At 61.7% G+C, this 18,236-nt stretch carries 13 protein-coding genes; 2 read left to right on the top strand and 11 right to left on the bottom strand.

All coding sequences use genetic code 11. The features are described from left to right. Positions 1 to 26: 26 nt before the first annotated feature. The 3 genes from C2L65_RS21490 to betC all read right to left on the bottom strand — a co-directional run bounded on the left by C2L65_RS21490 (position 27) and on the right by betC (position 3,960). Positions 27 to 1,169: a porin gene (locus C2L65_RS21490; protein WP_042314282.1), complete on the bottom strand. Its 1,143-nt coding sequence runs from the start codon at positions 1,167 to 1,169 to the stop codon at positions 27 to 29. Positions 1,170 to 1,411: 242 nt separating this feature from the next. Then, positions 1,412 to 2,377 carry a choline ABC transporter substrate-binding protein gene (locus C2L65_RS21485; RefSeq protein ID WP_042314283.1) on the bottom strand — a complete coding sequence of 322 codons (966 nt, stop codon included), beginning with the start codon at positions 2,375 to 2,377 and terminating at the stop codon, positions 1,412 to 1,414. 41 nt (positions 2,378 to 2,418) lie between these two features. Continuing rightward, positions 2,419 to 3,960 carry a choline-sulfatase gene (gene betC / locus C2L65_RS21480; RefSeq protein ID WP_042314284.1) on the bottom strand — a complete coding sequence of 514 codons (1,542 nt, stop codon included), beginning with the start codon at positions 3,958 to 3,960 and terminating at the stop codon, positions 2,419 to 2,421. 141 nt (positions 3,961 to 4,101) lie between these two features. Here betC and C2L65_RS21475 point away from each other — a divergent pair, with 141 nt between their 5' ends. After that, on the top strand, positions 4,102 to 5,028 hold the full coding sequence (locus C2L65_RS21475) for a choline sulfate utilization transcriptional regulator (protein WP_042314285.1): 927 nt from the start codon (positions 4,102 to 4,104) through the stop codon (positions 5,026 to 5,028). A 150-nt stretch (positions 5,029 to 5,178) separates the two neighbouring features. Continuing rightward, positions 5,179 to 6,057 carry a formyltetrahydrofolate deformylase gene (purU, locus tag C2L65_RS21470; RefSeq protein WP_042314286.1) on the top strand — a complete coding sequence of 293 codons (879 nt, stop codon included), beginning with the start codon at positions 5,179 to 5,181 and terminating at the stop codon, positions 6,055 to 6,057. A gap of 56 nt (positions 6,058 to 6,113) precedes the next feature. On the opposite strand, the gene C2L65_RS21465 is transcribed toward purU, so the two are convergent. The 8 genes from C2L65_RS21465 to C2L65_RS21430 all read right to left on the bottom strand — a co-directional run bounded on the left by C2L65_RS21465 (position 6,114) and on the right by C2L65_RS21430 (position 18,157). Beyond that, positions 6,114 to 7,769 carry a trimethylamine N-oxide permease gene (locus tag C2L65_RS21465; protein WP_042314287.1) on the bottom strand — a complete coding sequence of 552 codons (1,656 nt, stop codon included), beginning with the start codon at positions 7,767 to 7,769 and terminating at the stop codon, positions 6,114 to 6,116. A gap of 142 nt (positions 7,770 to 7,911) precedes the next feature. Next, entirely contained in the window at positions 7,912 to 8,781 is an 870-nt protein-coding gene (locus C2L65_RS21460; protein WP_042314288.1) for a glycine betaine ABC transporter substrate-binding protein, read from the bottom strand. Positions 8,782 to 9,684: 903 nt separating this feature from the next. Next, positions 9,685 to 10,839: an FAD-binding oxidoreductase gene (locus C2L65_RS21455; RefSeq protein ID WP_042314044.1), complete on the bottom strand. Its 1,155-nt coding sequence runs from the start codon at positions 10,837 to 10,839 to the stop codon at positions 9,685 to 9,687. 52 nt (positions 10,840 to 10,891) lie between these two features. Further along, positions 10,892 to 12,172 (bottom strand): aromatic ring-hydroxylating oxygenase subunit alpha, encoded by a 1,281-nt coding sequence (locus C2L65_RS21450; protein WP_042314041.1) that lies wholly within the window; start codon positions 12,170 to 12,172, stop codon positions 10,892 to 10,894. A gap of 41 nt (positions 12,173 to 12,213) precedes the next feature. Further along, the gene (locus C2L65_RS21445; RefSeq protein ID WP_042314039.1) at positions 12,214 to 12,993 is read right to left on the bottom strand and encodes a drug:proton antiporter; all 780 of its coding nucleotides are present in this window, start codon (positions 12,991 to 12,993) and stop codon (positions 12,214 to 12,216) included. Next, positions 12,990 to 14,168: an electron transfer flavoprotein subunit alpha/FixB family protein gene (locus tag C2L65_RS21440; protein WP_042314036.1), complete on the bottom strand. Its 1,179-nt coding sequence runs from the start codon at positions 14,166 to 14,168 to the stop codon at positions 12,990 to 12,992. Before C2L65_RS21440 ends, C2L65_RS21445 begins: the two co-directional genes overlap by 4 nt. Before the next feature lie 3 nt (positions 14,169 to 14,171). Continuing rightward, complete coding sequence (locus tag C2L65_RS21435) at positions 14,172 to 16,091, bottom strand: (Fe-S)-binding protein (RefSeq protein WP_042314034.1); 1,920 nt, start codon at positions 16,089 to 16,091, stop codon at positions 14,172 to 14,174. A gap of 2 nt (positions 16,092 to 16,093) precedes the next feature. Next, positions 16,094 to 18,157: an NADH:flavin oxidoreductase gene (locus C2L65_RS21430; protein WP_042314030.1), complete on the bottom strand. Its 2,064-nt coding sequence runs from the start codon at positions 18,155 to 18,157 to the stop codon at positions 16,094 to 16,096. Positions 18,158 to 18,236 lie beyond the last annotated feature (79 nt).

Raw genomic sequence — 18,236 nt, 5'->3', positions numbered from 1 at the left:
TGCGGACAAGGCAAATCAAACAGGCATCAGAACGAGTGCCGCATGCCGATACGTACATCGGCCTGTGTCGTCGTGGCGGACGGCGTGAAGCTATAGCCGATCACCGCATCCACGCCGCTCGACGCCTTCAGATAATCACCTGAAATATAGACGTCCGTGCGCTTGGACAGCAGATAGTGCGCGCCGAGCGAACCCTGATTCCAGTGATGTCCTTCGAAGTTCGTATACTGGTAGCCGCCGATCACGCTGAACGCCGGCGTCACCTGCCAGCTCGCGCCGCCTTCACCCACCTTCATGTGCGACGTGACGCCCAGGCCCTTGATCGTCGTATAGGTGAAGTTACCCATCAGTGTCACGTCGCCGATCGCGTAGCTCGAGCCGACGCCGAATGTGCCCTGCTTGTCGACAGGAAATGGGTTGCTCGAAAAGAGATCGGTTCTCGCGCCTGTCGCCGGATCGACGGTAACCGTCTGCTGGCCGAGAAAAGTGTGTACGCCGAGCATCGCGTACGGATCGAAGGCGTAGATGCCGTGCGGATTGTTCAGTTGCGTATAGGCCGCGCCCATCGTGAACGGTCCATTCGCATAGTGTGCGCCGACGCTCCATGCGCTGTCCTGGTGGAAATCGCCTGCAACGTTGCCGAACGAGTACATGCCGCCGAACATGAAGCCGGCGAATTCATTCGACAGGAACTTCACCGAATTGGGCAGCCGGTCGCCATTGAAGCGGTCGAAGTCGCCCTGGTGAATCGCGTAGCCGCTCCCCCACGCCGAGATGTTGTACAGGTACACCATCTCTTCCGTCATATCCAGCTGATTGCCGAACGACAGCGTGCCCCACTGGTTCTTCAGCCCCACATACGCCTGACGCCCGAACAGCGCACTGCCGAAGCCCAGTTGCCCATTGCCGAGGTGAAAGCCGCTTTCGAGCACGAACACCGCCTGCAAGCCGCCGCCCAGATCTTCCGTGCCCTTGATGCCGAAGCGGTTGCCATATGAGATGCCGTCGTCGAACTTCACGACGTGCGAGCCACCTGTATTATTGACCCAGGTAATGCCCGCGTCGATGATCCCATACAACGTGACACTGCTCTGCGCGTGACTCGCGTTCGACATTCCAGCGAGCGCGAGCGCGACGCCTGTCAGTGCTGCGGCATTCAGCTTTTTCATTGTGTGGTTCTCTCTTGCCTGACTCTGAGGGGGATAGGGATGCGAAGCGGACTTCGCGGCTTGTGCAATTCGCACGACGATGAATGCACAGTACAAATCCATTTTTCAGGCAACTCGACCAAACACGACGTACTTTGGTCTGTTAGCGACACACGCAACAAAACGAACACGCATACCGCATAAGAAAAGCGCGCGGCCCCTTGCGGAACCGCGCGCCATTTGACAGTCTCGACAATGCCGATTCAATGAATGCCGAGTTGCGCCTGCACTGCCTGCAATCCGTCGCCGCCATTCGTGGTCGTCACGCCTTTGAGCCATGTATTTAACAAAGCGGGATTGCCTTTCAGCGCATTCGACGCCGCGGTAATGATATCCACCTTGTTTTGCAGCACATTCGTGATGATCTGGTTTTCCAGATCGACATTGAATGTCAATTGTTGAAAGAGCCTGGCGAGATTCGTGCATTGGCCGGAAAAACCCGCACGCGTTACGGTATTCACCGTCGCGCCACCGTAGTTCGGGCCGAAATACGCGTCACCGCCCGACAGATAGGTCAAATGGAATTTCGTGTTCATCAGATGCGGTTCCCACGCGAGAAACACGATCCATTGCTTGTCTCGCACCGCGCGCTCGACCTGCGTCAACATCCCCGTTTCACTCGATTCGACAATCTTCCAGTCGCCGAGACCAAATGCCTTATCGGAAATCATCTTCTTGATGTTCTGATTGGCGGGCGCACCTGGCTCGATGCCATAGATCTTTCCGTTGAACTGGTCGGCGTGCTTGACGAGATCGGCGAATGAATGCACGCCCGCGGCGGCGACATAGTCGGGAACGGCAAGCGTGAACTTCGCATTGGTCAGATTCGCATGCAGCACGTCGATCGAACGTTCATCAACGAACGGCTTGACGAGCGGACCTTGCGCGGGCATCCAGTTGCCCAGAAACACGTCGATTTGCCCTTTTTTCAGACCCTGATACGTGATCGGCACCGACAGGTTCGACACGTTCTGCTGATAGCCAAGCGCCTTCAGCAGCACGCCCGTGACTGCGTTCGTCGCATCGATATCGGTCCAGCCGGGGTCGGCCATCCGGACTTGCGTGCAGCTTTGGGGCTCTGCTGCATGCGACGAACCTGTCAATGCAATGCCGCATGCAGCAAGCACCAATGCGGCCTTCGCAAGCGAACTTCTCCAGCGTATGTTCATCGTGGACTCCCGTATTGAAGTTTTCTCTCTCTTGCCTGTCATTAGCCGCTGACGACGCGCGGATAACGCGCCATCGCTTCGAGCGTATCGAGTTCAATGTGATTGCGCATGTAGCGCTGGCTTGCGTCGTTGAATGGCTGCCAGTCCCATGAGCGGATCGTGCCTTGCGTTGTCGCTTCAAAATGAAAGCGCCGGCGGCGCTGGCTCGCGATCACCGCTTGATGCAGTGCGGGAATGTTCCAGCGCTGCGCGATCTCCTTGCGAAATGCGTCGACGAGCGCGGCATTCTTCGGATCTTGCGCGAGGTTCACGCGCTCCTGCGGATCGTCCGCAAGATCGTAGAGCTGATCGGGATCGACGGGCGTATGAATGAACTTGTACTTGCCGCGCCGGATCATCATCATCGGCGCAATTGCGCCTTCCGCGAAGTACTCGACAATCGCTTCGTCGTGGCCGCCGTCGTTGTGCAGATGCGGGATAAGGCTCTGTCCATCCACGGAATCGGGCCATTCCACGCGCCGGGCGCCCGTTGCCATTTCGACCAGAGTCGGCAGAAGATCGACGTGCGAGACCGATGCAGCCACGCGATGCGCTCGATAGTGCTTTGGCGCATGCACGATCAGCGGCACGCGCACGCCACCTTCAAAACATGTCATCTTGTACCAGAGCCCGCGTTCACCGAGCATTTCGCCGTGATCCGATGTGACGATGACTATCGTATCGTCGGCGAGGCCGGTTGCTTTCAGCGTGTCGAGAATCGCGCCGAATTGCGCATCGACATATGAGAGCGCGCCATAGTACGCGTGTCGTGCGTCGCGAACCTGTTGTTCAGTCGGCGGTGTGATATCCGCTTCGTAAACATCGCGCAGACGCTTCGAATGGGGATCGCTCTCTTCGCGCGTCAGTGTTACGCGCGGCATGTCGATCTCTTCATCGCGGTACAGGTCCCAGTATTGCTGCGGAATCGCGTAAGGATCATGGGGATGCGTGAGCGACGCGACGAGGCAAAACGGCCGCGCGTCGCCGCCCGCCGCACGCTCGCGCACGATGTCGTATAGCTTCTGACGCGTCGTGTAGGTCACTTCGTCGTCGAAATCGAGCTGGTTCGTGCGCACGCACGGGCCCGCATCGAGCACAGAACTCATGTTGTGATACCAGCTAGGCCGCACGTCCGGACGATCCCAGTCCGGCACCCAGCCGAAATCGGCGGGATAGATGTCGGTGGTCAGGCGCTCCTCGAAACCGTGCAACTGGTCGGGGCCGCAGAAATGCATCTTGCCCGAGAGGATCGTCCGATAGCCCGCCGCCCGCAGGTAATGCGCGAACGTCAGCGTTTGCGCGGGCAATTCGGCGGCGTTATCGTAAGCACCGATTGCGGCGGGCAATTTGCCCGCCATCATCGAAAAGCGCGACGGAGCGCACAGCGGGCTCGCGCAGTACGCGGAATCGAATACGACGCCTTCTTTCGCCAGCGCATCGATGCGCGGCGTCAGCGAGACCTGATTGCCATACGCGCGCAGCGCGAACGGCGTCATCTGGTCCGCCATCAAGATAACGATATTCTGCTTTGTATTAAGGCTCATGGGCGGGGCGGATTAGAATCGTGGGGTTACGCTTCGAGGTGCGGCGCTTGCAATGCAACGAGCGCCGCCTGCATGTCACTATTGCCGCTCATTAAACCGTTGTGAAGGCGGCGTGTGCTTATCGGCCCATAAGGGGATGTTATGCCGGGACCAGACCGTCTTCCGCCGATGCAGACCTTATCGGCCTTCGAATCGGCCGCGCGGCTCGCGAGCTTCACGGCCGCCGCGCGCGAGCTCGGCTCGACGCAGCCCGCCGTGAGCCAGCGCATCGTGCAGCTCGAAGAAGACCTCGGCGCACCACTATTCGAGCGCGGCCATCGCGGCGTGACGCTCACGCCCGAAGGCGCGTTGCTCTATGAAGCCGTGCGCAGCGGTCTCGACACGATCCGCGAAGCGACAGCCGACATCCGCGCGCGCCGCGCAACGGGCGCATTGACGATCCTCACCGACGCCGGCTTCGCCACCTACTGGCTGATGCCACGCCTGGCACGACTCAAGGCGTCGATGCCCGGCGTCAACGTGAAGATCGTCACGTCGCAACTCGGCTACGATCCGCATCGCGACCACGCGGATATCGCCATAGCGTTCGGCGACGGCCATTGGCCGCCCTGCACGTCGACGCGCCTTTTCGCCGAAGCCGTCACGCCCGTCTGCTCGCCCGCGTTCCGCGAACTTCACGCATCCGTACGCGTTGCCGCCGATCTCGCCGCACTGCCGCTACTACACGTGCAGCCCACCGACCCCGAGCGCTGGCTTGCCTGGAACACATGGTTCGCCGCGCACGGTCTGCAAGCGCCGGAAGACAGCCAGGGGATGATGTTCAACAGCTATTCGCTCGTCGTGCAGGCCGCGCTGATGGGCCAGGGCGTCGCGCTCGGCTGGACGCCGCTGACAGACGAGCTCATCGCATCCGGCCTGCTCGTACACCTGCTCGACACGCCCGTGACCACCGAGCGCGGCTATTACCTCGTCTGTCCGCCCGCGCGCCCCGCGCCGGCCGCCGTGCCGCTCTTCCGGCGCTGGGTTTTCAACGAACTGATCGACGTCGGCGAGCACGCGCACGCCTGACGTTCCGATACCACGAGCACGGCGCATCGGTTCTATGCGCGCGCAAATTGGGCTGATTTACTTGATCATCCCGCTTGCCGCGTCGCGCTGCGCTACAGGTTCAATGGCACGGTCATGCGGGAATCCCATATCGAATGACAGAGGACCCGCATGCCCACCACCGATCGCCCGCATCAGTTCGCGCTGACCCTTTCCTGCCCGAGCGCCGCCGGCCAGGTTGCTGCCGTCGTCGGCTTTCTCGATCGGCACCACTGCTATATCGACGAACTCACGGTGTTCGACGACGACATCAGCGAGCGCTTTTTCGTGCGCTGCGTGTTTCATGGCGTGGCGAGCGCGCCCGAAGCGGCGCTGCATATCGATACGTTGCGGCGCGAGTTCCACCCCATCGCCGCCGACTTCGATATGCAGTGGGCGATGCACGATCTCGACACGCGGCCCAAAGTACTGATCATGGTGTCGAAGCTCGAGCATTGCCTTGCCGACCTGCTATTCCGCTGGCGAATGGGTGAACTGAAAATGGACATCGCGGGCATTGCATCGAATCATCCCGACTTCGAGCCGCTTGCCGTGCAGCATGGTTTGCCGTTCCATCATCTGCCTGTGACGCCTGAAACGAAGCAGCAACAGGAAGCGCAAATCCTCGACCTGTTCGAATCAAGCGGCGCGGAGCTGATGATTCTCGCGCGCTATATGCAGATTCTGTCCGACGAAACGAGCCGCAAGCTCGCGGGCCGCGCGATCAATATCCATCACTCGTTCCTGCCCGGCTTCAAGGGCGCGCGGCCATATCATCAGGCACACGCGCGCGGCGTCAAGCTGATCGGCGCGACGGCGCACTTCGTCACCGACGATCTCGACGAAGGCCCGATCATCGAGCAAGAAGTGCAGCGCGTCGACCATTCGTATGGGCCTGAACGCCTGCTGGCCGTGGGCCGCGACGTCGAATGCATCACGCTGGCGCGCGCGGTGAAGGCGTTCGTCGAACGGCGTGTGTTCATCAACGGCGACAGAACCGTCGTGCTCTGAAAATAGAAGCCGCCGCGCTGCAAGGCAGACGCGGCGGCGGCATCACTTAAAGACGATCAAAGGAACGGCTTCGCCAGATAGTGCGAGAACCATACGACGAACACGGCTAGCAGTAATGCGCCATACGGCAGCAAACCACGCAGGCCAGCGGGCCGCAATCCGCCTTTCCACTCCATATCCTGCTGCATGCGCGCGGGGAAACGCCCGCGATCCTGCACGTAGTGGCGGAACATGAACACGGGCACGATCAGCAGCATCGCGATCAGTCCATTGCGCATCGTTCCCACGCCCTGCATGTCCGCACCCGCGCCGATGAACGCGAGATCCAGATAGCCACACAGCGCGCCCGCGGCGAGCAGCCACGCCGGACAACGGAACGGCCGGTCCGCATCCGCGCGATCCAGCCGGTGAATCCAGCCCGATTGCAGATTGAGGAACACGAAGATCATGTAGCAGACGTTCGAGATCGACAGCACCGTCATGTAGTCCGACATCAGCAGCAGGATCAGATTGAAGCCGAGGTCGGTCCACATCGCCCGCGTCGGCGCGCCGTGCTCGTTGACGTGCGACAGATACTTCGGCAGCCAGCCATCGACGGATGCCTGATACAGCGTGCGCGACGAGCCCATCATCGAGGTCATCACGATCAGCAGGATGGTCAGCATCAGCATGATGACGACCACGTCGAACACGATCGCGCCACCGCCGACCATATGCGCCATCGCAGCGGCCACGCCCGTGCCGTCGGCGATCTTCGGATCGAGCATGCCTTTCGTGCCCAACACGCCCTGAAACGCGAGCGGCACCAGCGTCATCACGACCAGGCACGCCATGCCCGACCAGAAGATTGCTTTTACCGTGTCGCTGCGCGGATCGCGGAACTCGCGCGTATAGCAGACGGCCGTCTCGAAGCCGTACGCGGCCCAGCCCGCCATGAACATCGCGCCGAACGCCATCGTGATGCCCGCGCCATTCCACGAGCCGAACGTCGACGCCGTCACGTTGCCTTGCGCATCGTGTCCGAGTGGCAGCAGCGGCCACAGATGCACGGCGGGCACGTCGCCCGTCACGAACGGCACGATACCGACGATCAGCAAGGGCGCAAGCGATGCAATGCCGAGAATGCGCTGCGTCTTCGCGGCTTTCGACGCGCCGCTATGCTGCAGCTTGAATGTGATCAGCAGAAAGATCGACGCGATGATGAACGTCGCGTTGATGCGCAGCGACAGCCCTTGTTTGATGAAGCTGAGATCGAGCAGTGTCAGACGCCACGTATTGATCGCGGCATCGGGCGCATAGAGACTGGAGAGCGCGTAATTGGCGGCGAGGCCCGTGCCCAGAGCGAGCATCGGCGACCAGGCGAGCCAGTTGCACCACACGGAAACGGGCGCGATGGTCTTGCTGTAGCGCACCCAGGCCATCGCGCCGTATACGGACGCGCCGCCCGACTTGTGCGGGAAAAGCCCTGAAATTTCGGCGTAAGTCGCGCTTTGAATCAGGCCCATCAGGATCGCCGCGACCCATATGGCCCACGCGGGTTGACCGATCGTCGCGGATACGCCGCCGATCGTAAACAGCACGCCGCCGGGCACGCCGCTCGTCACCCAGAAAGCGTCTTTCCAGGTCAGGCCGCGTTGCAGCGAATGACCTTCATGCGCGGCGCCATCGGTAGCGCCTTCGATACTGCGGGTACGCAGTCTTGCCTGATCCATCCAGAGTCTCCATCTGTAGTAAGAAGGAGCCTGCGCGCTGGCTGGAACACGAACAACCGAAACATACATCGGTGATGCCGATACGCGCGCAGCGCATCTGCATCACCACAAAACGCTCGTCAGAACGCGTTAAGAAGGACGGTCATTGTGCTCCGCCTACCCAGCTGTTCACGCGGTCGCCGTGTGCGGCGATCCACGATCCGGCTGCGTCGGCAGGCTTGGCGCCGTTCTCCGTCGCCAGCATGACGCTGTCGATTTCGCCCGGCTTCCATTGAAATTTCTTCAGAAACGCGACTACTTGCGGTGCCTTCGTATCGAGGCCCGGATTGATGACGCTATCCACGTGTTCGGATTCGCCGTACACCTTCTTCGGGTCTTCGAGGAACTTCAGCTTCCACTTGGCAAACATCCAGTGCGGAATCCAGCCTGTAACGATCACAGGCTTATTGGCATTCATCGAGCGCGCGAGTTCCGCGGTCATTGCGCTGCCCGAACTCGGCATCAGTTGATAGTCGAGGTTGTAGGCCTTGATGGCATCCGAGGTTTTCTTCATCACGCCTGCGCCGGCGTCGATACCGACGATGCGTCCGCCGAAGTCGGCCTTATGCGCCTGCAGATCGGCGATGGTTTTTTCCGGCACGTCGGCGGGCACGATCAGGCCGATCTTTGCGTCGTTAAAGTTGGCGCCCAGGTCTTGCACCTTGCCCTTGAACTGATCCCAGTACGCGCCGTGCGTGACGGGCAGCCACGCCGAGAGAGTCGCGTCCAGGTCGCCGCGCGCCACGCCCTGCCACATGATGCCTGCCGCTACGGGCACGAGTTGCACTGGGTAGCCGAGGCGTTTTTCGATGATCTGTGCGGCGACGTTCGATGTGGCGACGCTGTCGTCCCAACCTTCGACGTAGCCGATTTTGATCGTCGGTTTGGTGTCCGCTGCCGCGGTGCCCGTGCCGATTGCGCTCATTGCGGCGAGTAGCGCCCCGCATAACATCAGTTTTTTAAGGTGCTTCATGGTCGATCTCCTTGTGGCCGCTTGCCGCGGTGTGGCTTTAGAATCGCTAACCAGAATGCATCAGGTGGTCGGGTTTGCGACGTTTACTTGTCTGTATGCGACGCATGGTTTTTTTTGTCTGCGACGCTGGGTGGTTCGCTATGGTTTGCGCTGGCATCCGCGTTATGCCTTCGTGGCGCGGCCAGTTTGGTTTCTTTGCCTTTGCGCTGGCATCCGCGTTTTGTTAGCGTGCTTCAAGCGTCGCCCCTGTGCGGGGCGGCACCTACTTTTCTTTGCCGCCGCAAAGAAAAGTAGGCAAAAGAAAGCGGCTAACACCGCCAGCTCTAGTGTTTGCCTGAGGGCCCCCACAGGGTCTTACGCTTCACACGGCAATCACGTGACCCATACTCGTTGCCAACGCTCTTGCGGTGCGCCTCACCCGCTTCACGCGCTCGCGTTGCGACACGCCATGCCAGATGTTCCACGGCCGCCCAGGTGGCAAACTGTGTGTAGGGCGTAGTGCCACACACGCCACACTTCGGACCGATAACGCATGCGTCCCGCCAGTAAGAGCGCTAACGTGTACGACGCGACAACCTACACACAGTTTGCCACCTGGGCGGCACATACCGTTCGCTGCCGCTTGCCCGGGTACGGGCATTCGAGGCGGGTGAGGCGTTCATTCGAAGCGTTGGCAACGCACGCAAACAGAAAGGCTGCCGTGCGAAGCGTAAGACCCTTTGGGGGCCCTCAGGCAAACACAAGAATTAGCGGTGTTAGCCGCTTTCTTTTGCCTACTTTTCTTTGCGGCGGCAAAGAAAAGTAGGTGCCGCCCCGCACAGGGGCGACGCTTGAAGCACGAAGGCATAACGCGGATGCCAGAAGAAAATCAAGCAAACCAATCAGCCGTCGCAGACAAAAAACTCACTTATCCACCACGAGATCACTCAAAGGCTTACTACAGCACAACAACACCATCCCCTGATCGATCTCCCGCTGCCGAATCCCACCGTTATGCTTCATCTCCACCTGGCCAGACACGAGCTTCACCTTGCAGGTGCCACACATCCCTTGTGTACAGGAAGCGGCCAACCGCACTCCCGCCTGCCGGGCCGCATCCAGCACATGTTGCGACGACCCACATTCAATCGACCGATTACTGCGTGAAAAGCTCACCGAGAACATTTGCGTGCCATTTGCAGCACCATTAGCCTTCTCTTCGGCCTCAAGCACTTCAGCCGCAACTTCAGGCTCATTCTCGATCAGCGTCTCGAAAGAAAAACTCTCTTCGTGATACTGCTTGCGATCAAACCCCGCCTCATCGAGCAGATTGCGCACAGCCTGCATATAAGGCGCAGGACCGCAGGTAAAGATCTCCCGCTCCATAAAATCCGGAGCAATCAGCTTCAGCAGCGGCAGCGTCAAAAAGCCAGTAACACCTGGCCAGTTAGTCCGACTCCCAACCCGCTCACAGACAAACGAAGTCCTGAAATTAACCTGATTAGAAGCAATCAGATCAAGCTCCCGCGAGAAGATAATGTCATCCGGCGTGCGAGCGCTATGCACAAACACGATATCGCGATCCTCGCTCAACTCATGATGCGCGCGACTCATCGACATCAACGGCGTAATCCCAGACCCAGCCGACAAAAACAGATACTTCCGCGCCGGATGCCGCGCGCACGTAAACTCACCCGCCGGCCCCAGCACCCGCACGCGCGCACCCGCCTGCAGGTTATCGTGCAGCCAGTTCGACACCTTGCCGCCAGGCACACGCTTCACAGTGATCGAAATCGTATGCGGCCGCGTCGGCGACGATGAAATCGTATAGCAGCGATTGATCGTCTCGCCGTCGATCTCCAGCTCCAGTGTGATGAACTGCCCCGGCTCGAACACGAACGCACGGCCTTCCGGCGAACGGAAGAAAAAACTCTTCACGTCGTGCGTTTCCTGACGAACCTGGCAGCAGACCAGCGTTTCCTCGACATCGCTCGTCCAGCGCGCCGGCAACGCGCTCCAGAATTCGGGCTTCGTCACGCGGCTTTCGACGGGTCCGAAGGTTGCTGCATCGCGCATCATTGCTTGCTCCACTTGCCGCCAGGCATCCGGTTGGTTTTATCTGCAGCCGGCCTTAAACGGCCTTGATGTTGATCGTGCGTTGCTCCGCCACCGGGCTCTCGACATGCGCCGCAAGGCGCTGCACATACCAGTCGCTGAACTTCTCGACGAGCCCTTCCGTGTACGGCGAATACGGACCCGGCTCGTATGCGCTGCTCGAGGCGCCGCGCTGCGAAAATTCGACGAGCGTACGGTCCTGGTCGTTGGTCGCGTTCCACACGGCCGTGAGATTCGCTACGTCGTAATCGACGCCTTCCACCGCATCCTTGTGTACGAGCCATTTCGTGCGCACCAGCGTTTCGCCCGCCGACAGCGGAATCACCGAGAACGTCACGATGTGATCGCTCATGAAGTGATGCCACGAATTCGGCTGTGTCCAGAACGACAACCCGCCCAGGTCGGCCTGCTCGAATCCGCCGAGCAACTTCTTCGATGCGACCTTCGCGTCGAGCGTCTGCGATTCGCCGCTGCGATCGAGCGGCAGACGCTGCGTGCGAAAACCCGTCACATCCGACAACTGATCGATTTCAACAGAAGGCAGACCCATCTCTTCCCACTGCTTCTCGCGCTCGATGCAGGTGCGCTCGAACGCATCCATGCCTTCCGCGTTCGCAGGCGAGCGCTGATAGCCGAAGCCGTACTCATAGAGCGAAATGGTCAGCTCGGGATGGTTTGCGACGCAGTGGTAGCACTCGCGGTTGTTCTCCATCGTGAGCTTCCAGTTGCCTTTCTCGATGATGTCGATCTGCGCGGCAATCTTGCAGTTCGGCAGATCGTGCGGCAGCAGATACGGCTCCATTGCCGCGCGCATCACGGCGAAATCGACGGGCGGCTCTTGCGCGAGGCACACGAAAATCAGACCGGCAAGGTTCTCGACATGCACGCTCTTCAGGCTGTGCTTGCAGCGGTCGAACTTCTCGCCCATGTGCTCGGCGAACATCAGCTCGCCCGCGAGGTTGTATGTCCAGCTGTGATACGGACACACGATATTGCCAACTGACCCCTTGTCCTCGTTGCACAGACGCGCGCCGCGATGGCGGCACACATTGTGGAATGCGCGCACCTGCATGTCGTCGTCGCGCACGATCAGGATCGAATCGTTGCCCAGTTCGACGGTCACGTAATCGCCCGGCTCGGGAATGTCCGGCTCGACGGCGACCTGAATCCAGTGTTGACGGAAAATCGCGTCCATATCGAGCGAGAAGATTTCTTCGCTCAGATAAAACGGTGCTTCGAGGCTGTAACCCTTCTTGCGCCGATCGACGAGCGCGCGAATGTCTGCCGATACTTTCATGTGTGCTCCGGGTTCCGAGGCCGTGTGGGTGCGGCGCAAAATCAGTATTCGATGAGTTGATGCTCGCGCAAATAATCGAGTATCACTTGTGCTTTTTCGACCGAAGTCCCTTCAATTACGACGCTGCCGCCCCGGCTTTCCGTGGTCGTCGCGGACAGCATGCGGGCATGGCCCGTGCGCTTCTCGGCGGCGGCGAGCCGGACCGGCTTGCGCGCGACGGGCGCGAGCGTCCATTGCGCCGCTTCCGCGTCGGCGCCCGCCTCCACGCGCTGAGGCGCGATCGAGCCGGCGCGCAGCCGCGCGTACGCATAGCGTGGCGTGACAGTCGCGAGCGGATGCACGGCGACGACGGCGGGCAGCGCGACCTCGACGCGGCGGCGCACGCCCTTCGGCAAGAATTGCCGCACCGTCGCGCGGCCGCCTGCAATCGAGACTTCGACGGCCGTGCCGACTAGCGGGACCTGCAGCGCGTCCGCGAGCCGGTAGGGCAGCATGCCGCTGTCGAACGCGCCTTCGGCACAGGTGCCCGTCAGCACGAGGTCATAGCCTTTGAGCCGGACTGCGAGCAGGCCCACGGCGTCTCCGTTGTCTGCGCAGGTCAGCACTTCGACGCGCTCCGCGCCGAGCGCCAGGTACTCTTCGAGTGCGGGATTACCCGGATCGCCCGCATGCAGCACGTCGAGTCGCGCGGCGTGCTGGCTCGACAGCTGGCGGCCGATTTCCAGCGCGGCGGCATCGTTACGGCTATAGCGCGCGACGCCGCTGACAGGATGCTTGCCGACCGACACGAGCACCGCGATTTTTTCGAGCTTGCCGTTCATGCCGCGACTCCTTCGACGATCTGCTTCACAACGGGCGCAGCGCCCGCGCCACGGCCCGAGCGCGCCCGGTCGATCTCGTCGATCAGCGACGCGATGGTCGCCTGCGTATCGCCGATGATCGTCAGGTTTGCGCGCTTGACGATGGGCGCGCTGCCATCCAGATTCACCGCGATCACGTGGCGGCAATCCTTGATGCCCTGCAAGTGCTGCACCGCGCCCGAAATGCCGAACGCGATGTAGACACTAGCCTCGACAGTCTTGCCCGTCGCGCCGATCTGCTTGTCGCGCGTGAACATGCCGTTGTCGACGGCAACGCGGCTCGCCCCGATTGCCGCGCCGAACGTGCTCGCGAGCTTTTCGAACGCGGCAACATCCGTCACGCCGTTACCCGCCGACACGATGAAGTCCGCCTCTTCCAGCGCGACTTGCGCGGCGTCGATTTCCTCGATACCCAGATCACGGTATGCGCCGTTCGACGCGTCGTTCGTCTGCGCGGACGCAGTGAGTTCGAGCCGCTCGCCCGCGCCGATAAACGGTAGCCGCGTATCGACTGCACCCGCAGCAAGCAGAATCACGTCGGGCAATGCGCGCGTTGCATAGGCCTTCTTCGCCTGCGCATACGTCGACACCTGCTTCGCGTCGATCTGCACCACGTGCGTCGCGATGCTTGCGCCCGCGAGCGCCGCATAACGCCGGCCGAGATCGCCGTCGCCCGTCGGGTTGTCGGGTATGAAAATGTGCGCGGGCGCGAGTTGCGCGACACACGCCGCGACGGCCTGCACTTCGCGTTCAGGCGCGAACGTGCGGCGGTCGAACGACGGCAGTTCGATCACCTTGTCCGCGCCAAGCGCGGCGGCGTCATCCTTCAGCTCGCCGAGCACCAGCAGCGCGACTTGCGTCGCCGCGTCCGCGATCAGTGCGGCAGCTGCCAGCGCCTGGCGCGCGTGATCGTCGAGGCCGCCACGGTCGCTGTGTGCGACGACGAGCAGCGTGCGTTGCGACGCTTGCGTGGTACGCAGCGTTTTGACGGCGGCATGGCCATGCGCGCCAGCATGCAGCGCGTGATCAGTCGATGCACCCGCGACATGCTCCGCGCCGAGCGTGATGCGCTTCAGTCCTGCTGCCGTGATGACGAAGGGCCGGCGCGGATCGATACGTTTAATAGTCGTATTCATCGTTCACTCCAGCGCGGCCGCAACGAGTTCAGCCACATCGAGCACCTCGGGACGCGGACCGACCACGCCTTCGAGCATCGCCGTGCAGTTCGGGCAGCCCACCGCGACCACGTCCGCGCCGATCGTGCGCGCATCGGCGATGCGGATATCGGGAATGCGCTGCTTGCCGGGAATATCCGTCAGCGGCGCGCCGCCGCCACCGCCGCAGCAACGGCCACGCTTGCCATGCCGCTCCATCTCGACGACCTTGATGCCGATCGTCTTCAGCAACTGGCGCGGTGCTTCCGTTTCGCCGTTGTAGCGGCCCAGATAGCAGGGATCGTGATACGTGATCGTCTTGTCGTTGAACGCGGCGATGGCTTTCGGTGCCAGCTTGCCGCTCGCGACGAGTTCCGCGAGGAACGTCGTGTGATGCAGCACTTCATAGCGGCCGCCGAGCGCGCGATATTCGTTACGCAGGCTGTGCATCACGTGTGGATCGGCAGTGACGATGCGCTTGAAATCGAGCGTCGCGAGCGTACCCATCATCTGCTTCGCCATGCGCTGGAACGTGGCTTCGTCACCGAGACGGCGCGCGACGTCGCCCGTATCCGTTTCTTCGCCACCCAGCACCGCGTAGTTGACGCCTGCCTTGTTCAGCACCTTGACGAGCGAGCGCAACGTGCGCTGATAGCGCATGTCGAACGCGCCTTCGCCAGCGACGAGCAGCACATCGACAGCCTTGCCCGGTTGCGCGACAGGCGAATTCAGATCGACAGACCAGTCGTAGCGCGCCGCCTTGTCATAGCCGCCCATCGTGCCCGTCTCGCGCAGATTCGCGAGCACTTCGGGCCCCTTGCCCGGCACCGTGCCGTGTACGAGCGTCTGGTTGCGACGCATGTCGACGATCGCGTCCACGTGTTCGATCAGCATCGGGCATTCGTGGACGCAAGCGCGGCACGTCGTGCATGACCACACCGTATCGGCTTCGATCAGGCTCGAGATGATGGGACGTTGCGGATCGCCGCCATGCTGGCCCACCTTGATGCCAGGCGTCGGGCTGCCCGCATACGCTGCGTCCGTGCCGCCGACCATGCCTGTCACGAGATCCTGAATCAGCTTCTTCGGATTGAGCGGCTGGCCTGCCGCAAACGCGGGACACGCCGCTTCGCACTTGCCGCACTGCACGCACGCATCGAAGCTCAGCAATTGGTTCCAGCGAAACTCGACGGGCTTGCCGACGCCGTATTCGTTCTGCTCGAGCACGGGCGCTTTGAGCGCAGTCGGCGGAACGACCGCTTCACGACGCACGTCGCCTTTCGCTGCAAACCGTTCCTGACGCGGATGAAACGCGAGGTGCAAGAGACCTGCCAACGCGTGCTTCATCGGACCACCACGCGCCGCGCCGAACGTCATCGCGAACGCGCCTGCCGCAATCAGCAGCGCGAAGATGATCGCGAGTCCACCCGACATCGCCGAGGCCGGCAACAGCGTGTACAGCAACAGACCGAGGGAGAACGAGCCGAGCAACCAGGGCAGCGTATTCCACGGGCCACGCGACAGGCGCGCGGGCACATCCTTCGCGTGACGCCGGCGCCATACGAACACGGCGCCCACCAGCATGATCAGCGCAGCCAGAAAGATCAGCCGGTCGAGCCACGGCGAATAGATCGCCAGGCCGTAGTTGATGAACACGAGCGCGAAAGCCGCAATCGCACCGCCCGCCGTCGCGACGTGCGTCTTCGCGATGTACGGATCACGCGCCACGACATGATGCAGATCGACGAAATAGCGCTTCGGAATGGTCATCAGGTTCGTCCAGCCGAATGCGCCGGCTGCCGTTGCCCGTCCGAGACGCCAGTAAGCCGCCCGTTTTGCGACCGCGAACGCAAGGCCGGCGACCGAGACCCACAACAACGCGGTGATGAGAAACGCCGGGCTCATCGTCAGAAGTCCTTGCAGAGACGCAGCGCGTCGTAGATCGCGCCGTGAATGTTATGCATCGAGATGCAGTCGCCGACACGGAACAGCAAAAAGCGTCCATTGCCGAGTTCTTCCGAAAGCGACGGTTGCGGTTCCGCCGCGAAGAGCTTGTGTACGTCCACCTGCCCGCGATTCACCGATTCGGACTTGAGCTTCCAGTACAGCGCGTCGTTCGGCGTGCTGCCGTTTTCGATGATGACCTGATCGACGACGCGCTCTTCCTGTTCTTCCGTGTACTCGTTGCGGATCACGGCAATCTTCTTGCCGTCTTCCTCGTACACGCGGTCGAGCCAGTAGTTCGGTGTGTGGATCACGCCTTGCGCGTACAGACGCCGATAGAAAATCGGGAACGTCGTGCCGCCGACGTCGTCGGCCACTTTCACGTCCGGCGTGACGATCTCGACCTTCGAGCCGCGGCTCGAAATAAAGTCGGCCACGCCCGCGCCTGCATGCGTGCTAACGCCATCGTAGACGAGCACGTTCTGCTTCGGCTCGACCTTGCCCGACAGAATGTCCCACGAACTCACGGCGAGACCTTCCTCGACGCCCCATGCAGGCACTTGCTGCGTGAAGCTCGTGCCGCCCGTGGCGAGCACGATGATGTCCGGCTTCTCGGCGAGAATCATCTTCTCGTCGGCTTCGACACCCAGACGCCGGTCGACACCGAGACGCTTCGTTTCCATGTCGAACCAGCGCACGATGCCCGCCATCTGCTCGCGCTGCGGCGCTTTCGCGGCCAGCATGATCTGCCCGCCCACAGCATCGCTCTTCTCGAACAGCACGACATCGTGACCGCGCGAACGCGCAACGCGCGCCGCCTCCAGTCCCGCCGGACCCGCGCCGACCACGACCACCTTGCGGCGCGGTCCACGCGTTTTCTCGATCACATGCGGCATCGTCGCTTCACGCGAGGTCGCCGCGTTCTGCACGCACAACACATCGAGACCGTTGTACTGGCGGTCGATACAGTAGTTCGCGCCGACACACTGCTTGATTTCGTCCTCGCGGCCATCGCGGATCTTGATGACCATGTGCGGATCGGCGATCTGCGCGCGCGTCATGCCGACCAGATCGACCATGCCGTTCGCGAGCAGACGTTCCGCCTGCCCCGCGTCGCGAATGCTTTGCGCGTGCATCACGGGCAGCTTGACCACCGACTTGATGCCCGCTGCGAGATGCACGAACGGCTCGGGAGGCAGCGCCATCGGCGGCATGCAGTTGGCGAGCGTGTTGTGCGTATCCGCGCCGGAACCGATCACGCCGATGTAATCGATCAGCCCTTTTTCCGACATCGCCTGCGCGATTTCCTTCAGCTGCTCGTGATCGAGGCCGTCTTCATGGAACTCGTCGCCGCACATGCGCAGGCCGACGCAGAAGTCCTTGCCGACCGCTTCGCGCACCGCCTGCAGCACTTCGACGCCGAAACGCAGACGGTTTTCGAGCGAGCCGCCCCATTCGTCGGTACGGAAGTTCGTGCGCGGGCTCCAGAACTGATCGATCAGATGCTGGTGCGCGGCCGAAATTTCGATGCCGTCCATGCCCGCGTCCTTCACGCGCTTCGCAGCCGCCGCGAAGTCGCTGATGATGCGGCGGATTTCTTCCACTTCGATGATCTTCGCGTTGCCGCGGTGTACGGGCTCGCGCACGCCGGAAGGCGTCATCAGATGCGGCCAGTGCTCGCCATGAAATGCGGAGCGGCGGCCCATGTGCGTCGCCTGAATCATGATCTTCGCGCCGTGGCGATGCATCGCTTCAGCGAGACGCGACAGCGGATCGATGATCTTGTCCGTCGACAGGTTGACGGACTTCCACCAGCCCTGCGGACTGTCGATCGACACCGGGCTCGACCCGCCGCACACGGCGAGGCCCACACCACCCTTGGCCTTTTCCTCGTAATAGCGGATATAGCGGTCGCCGGGCAGACCACCCGGTTCGGCATACACCTCGGCATGCGCGGTGCTGACAATGCGGTTGCGCAGCGTCAGCTGATTGAGCGTCAAGGGTTTGAACAGATTGGGGTAACGCATTGCGGGCGACCTCGAGCGGGTTCGATTCAGTCTCTTGTTTCAGTCACGCAGCCAGCGAGCGGCCGCGTGCCTGTACTTC

The organism is Paraburkholderia terrae (genome assembly GCF_002902925.1).
Classification (GTDB): domain Bacteria; phylum Pseudomonadota; class Gammaproteobacteria; order Burkholderiales; family Burkholderiaceae; genus Paraburkholderia; species Paraburkholderia terrae.
This window is presented reverse-complemented; position numbering and strand designations above follow the sequence as displayed.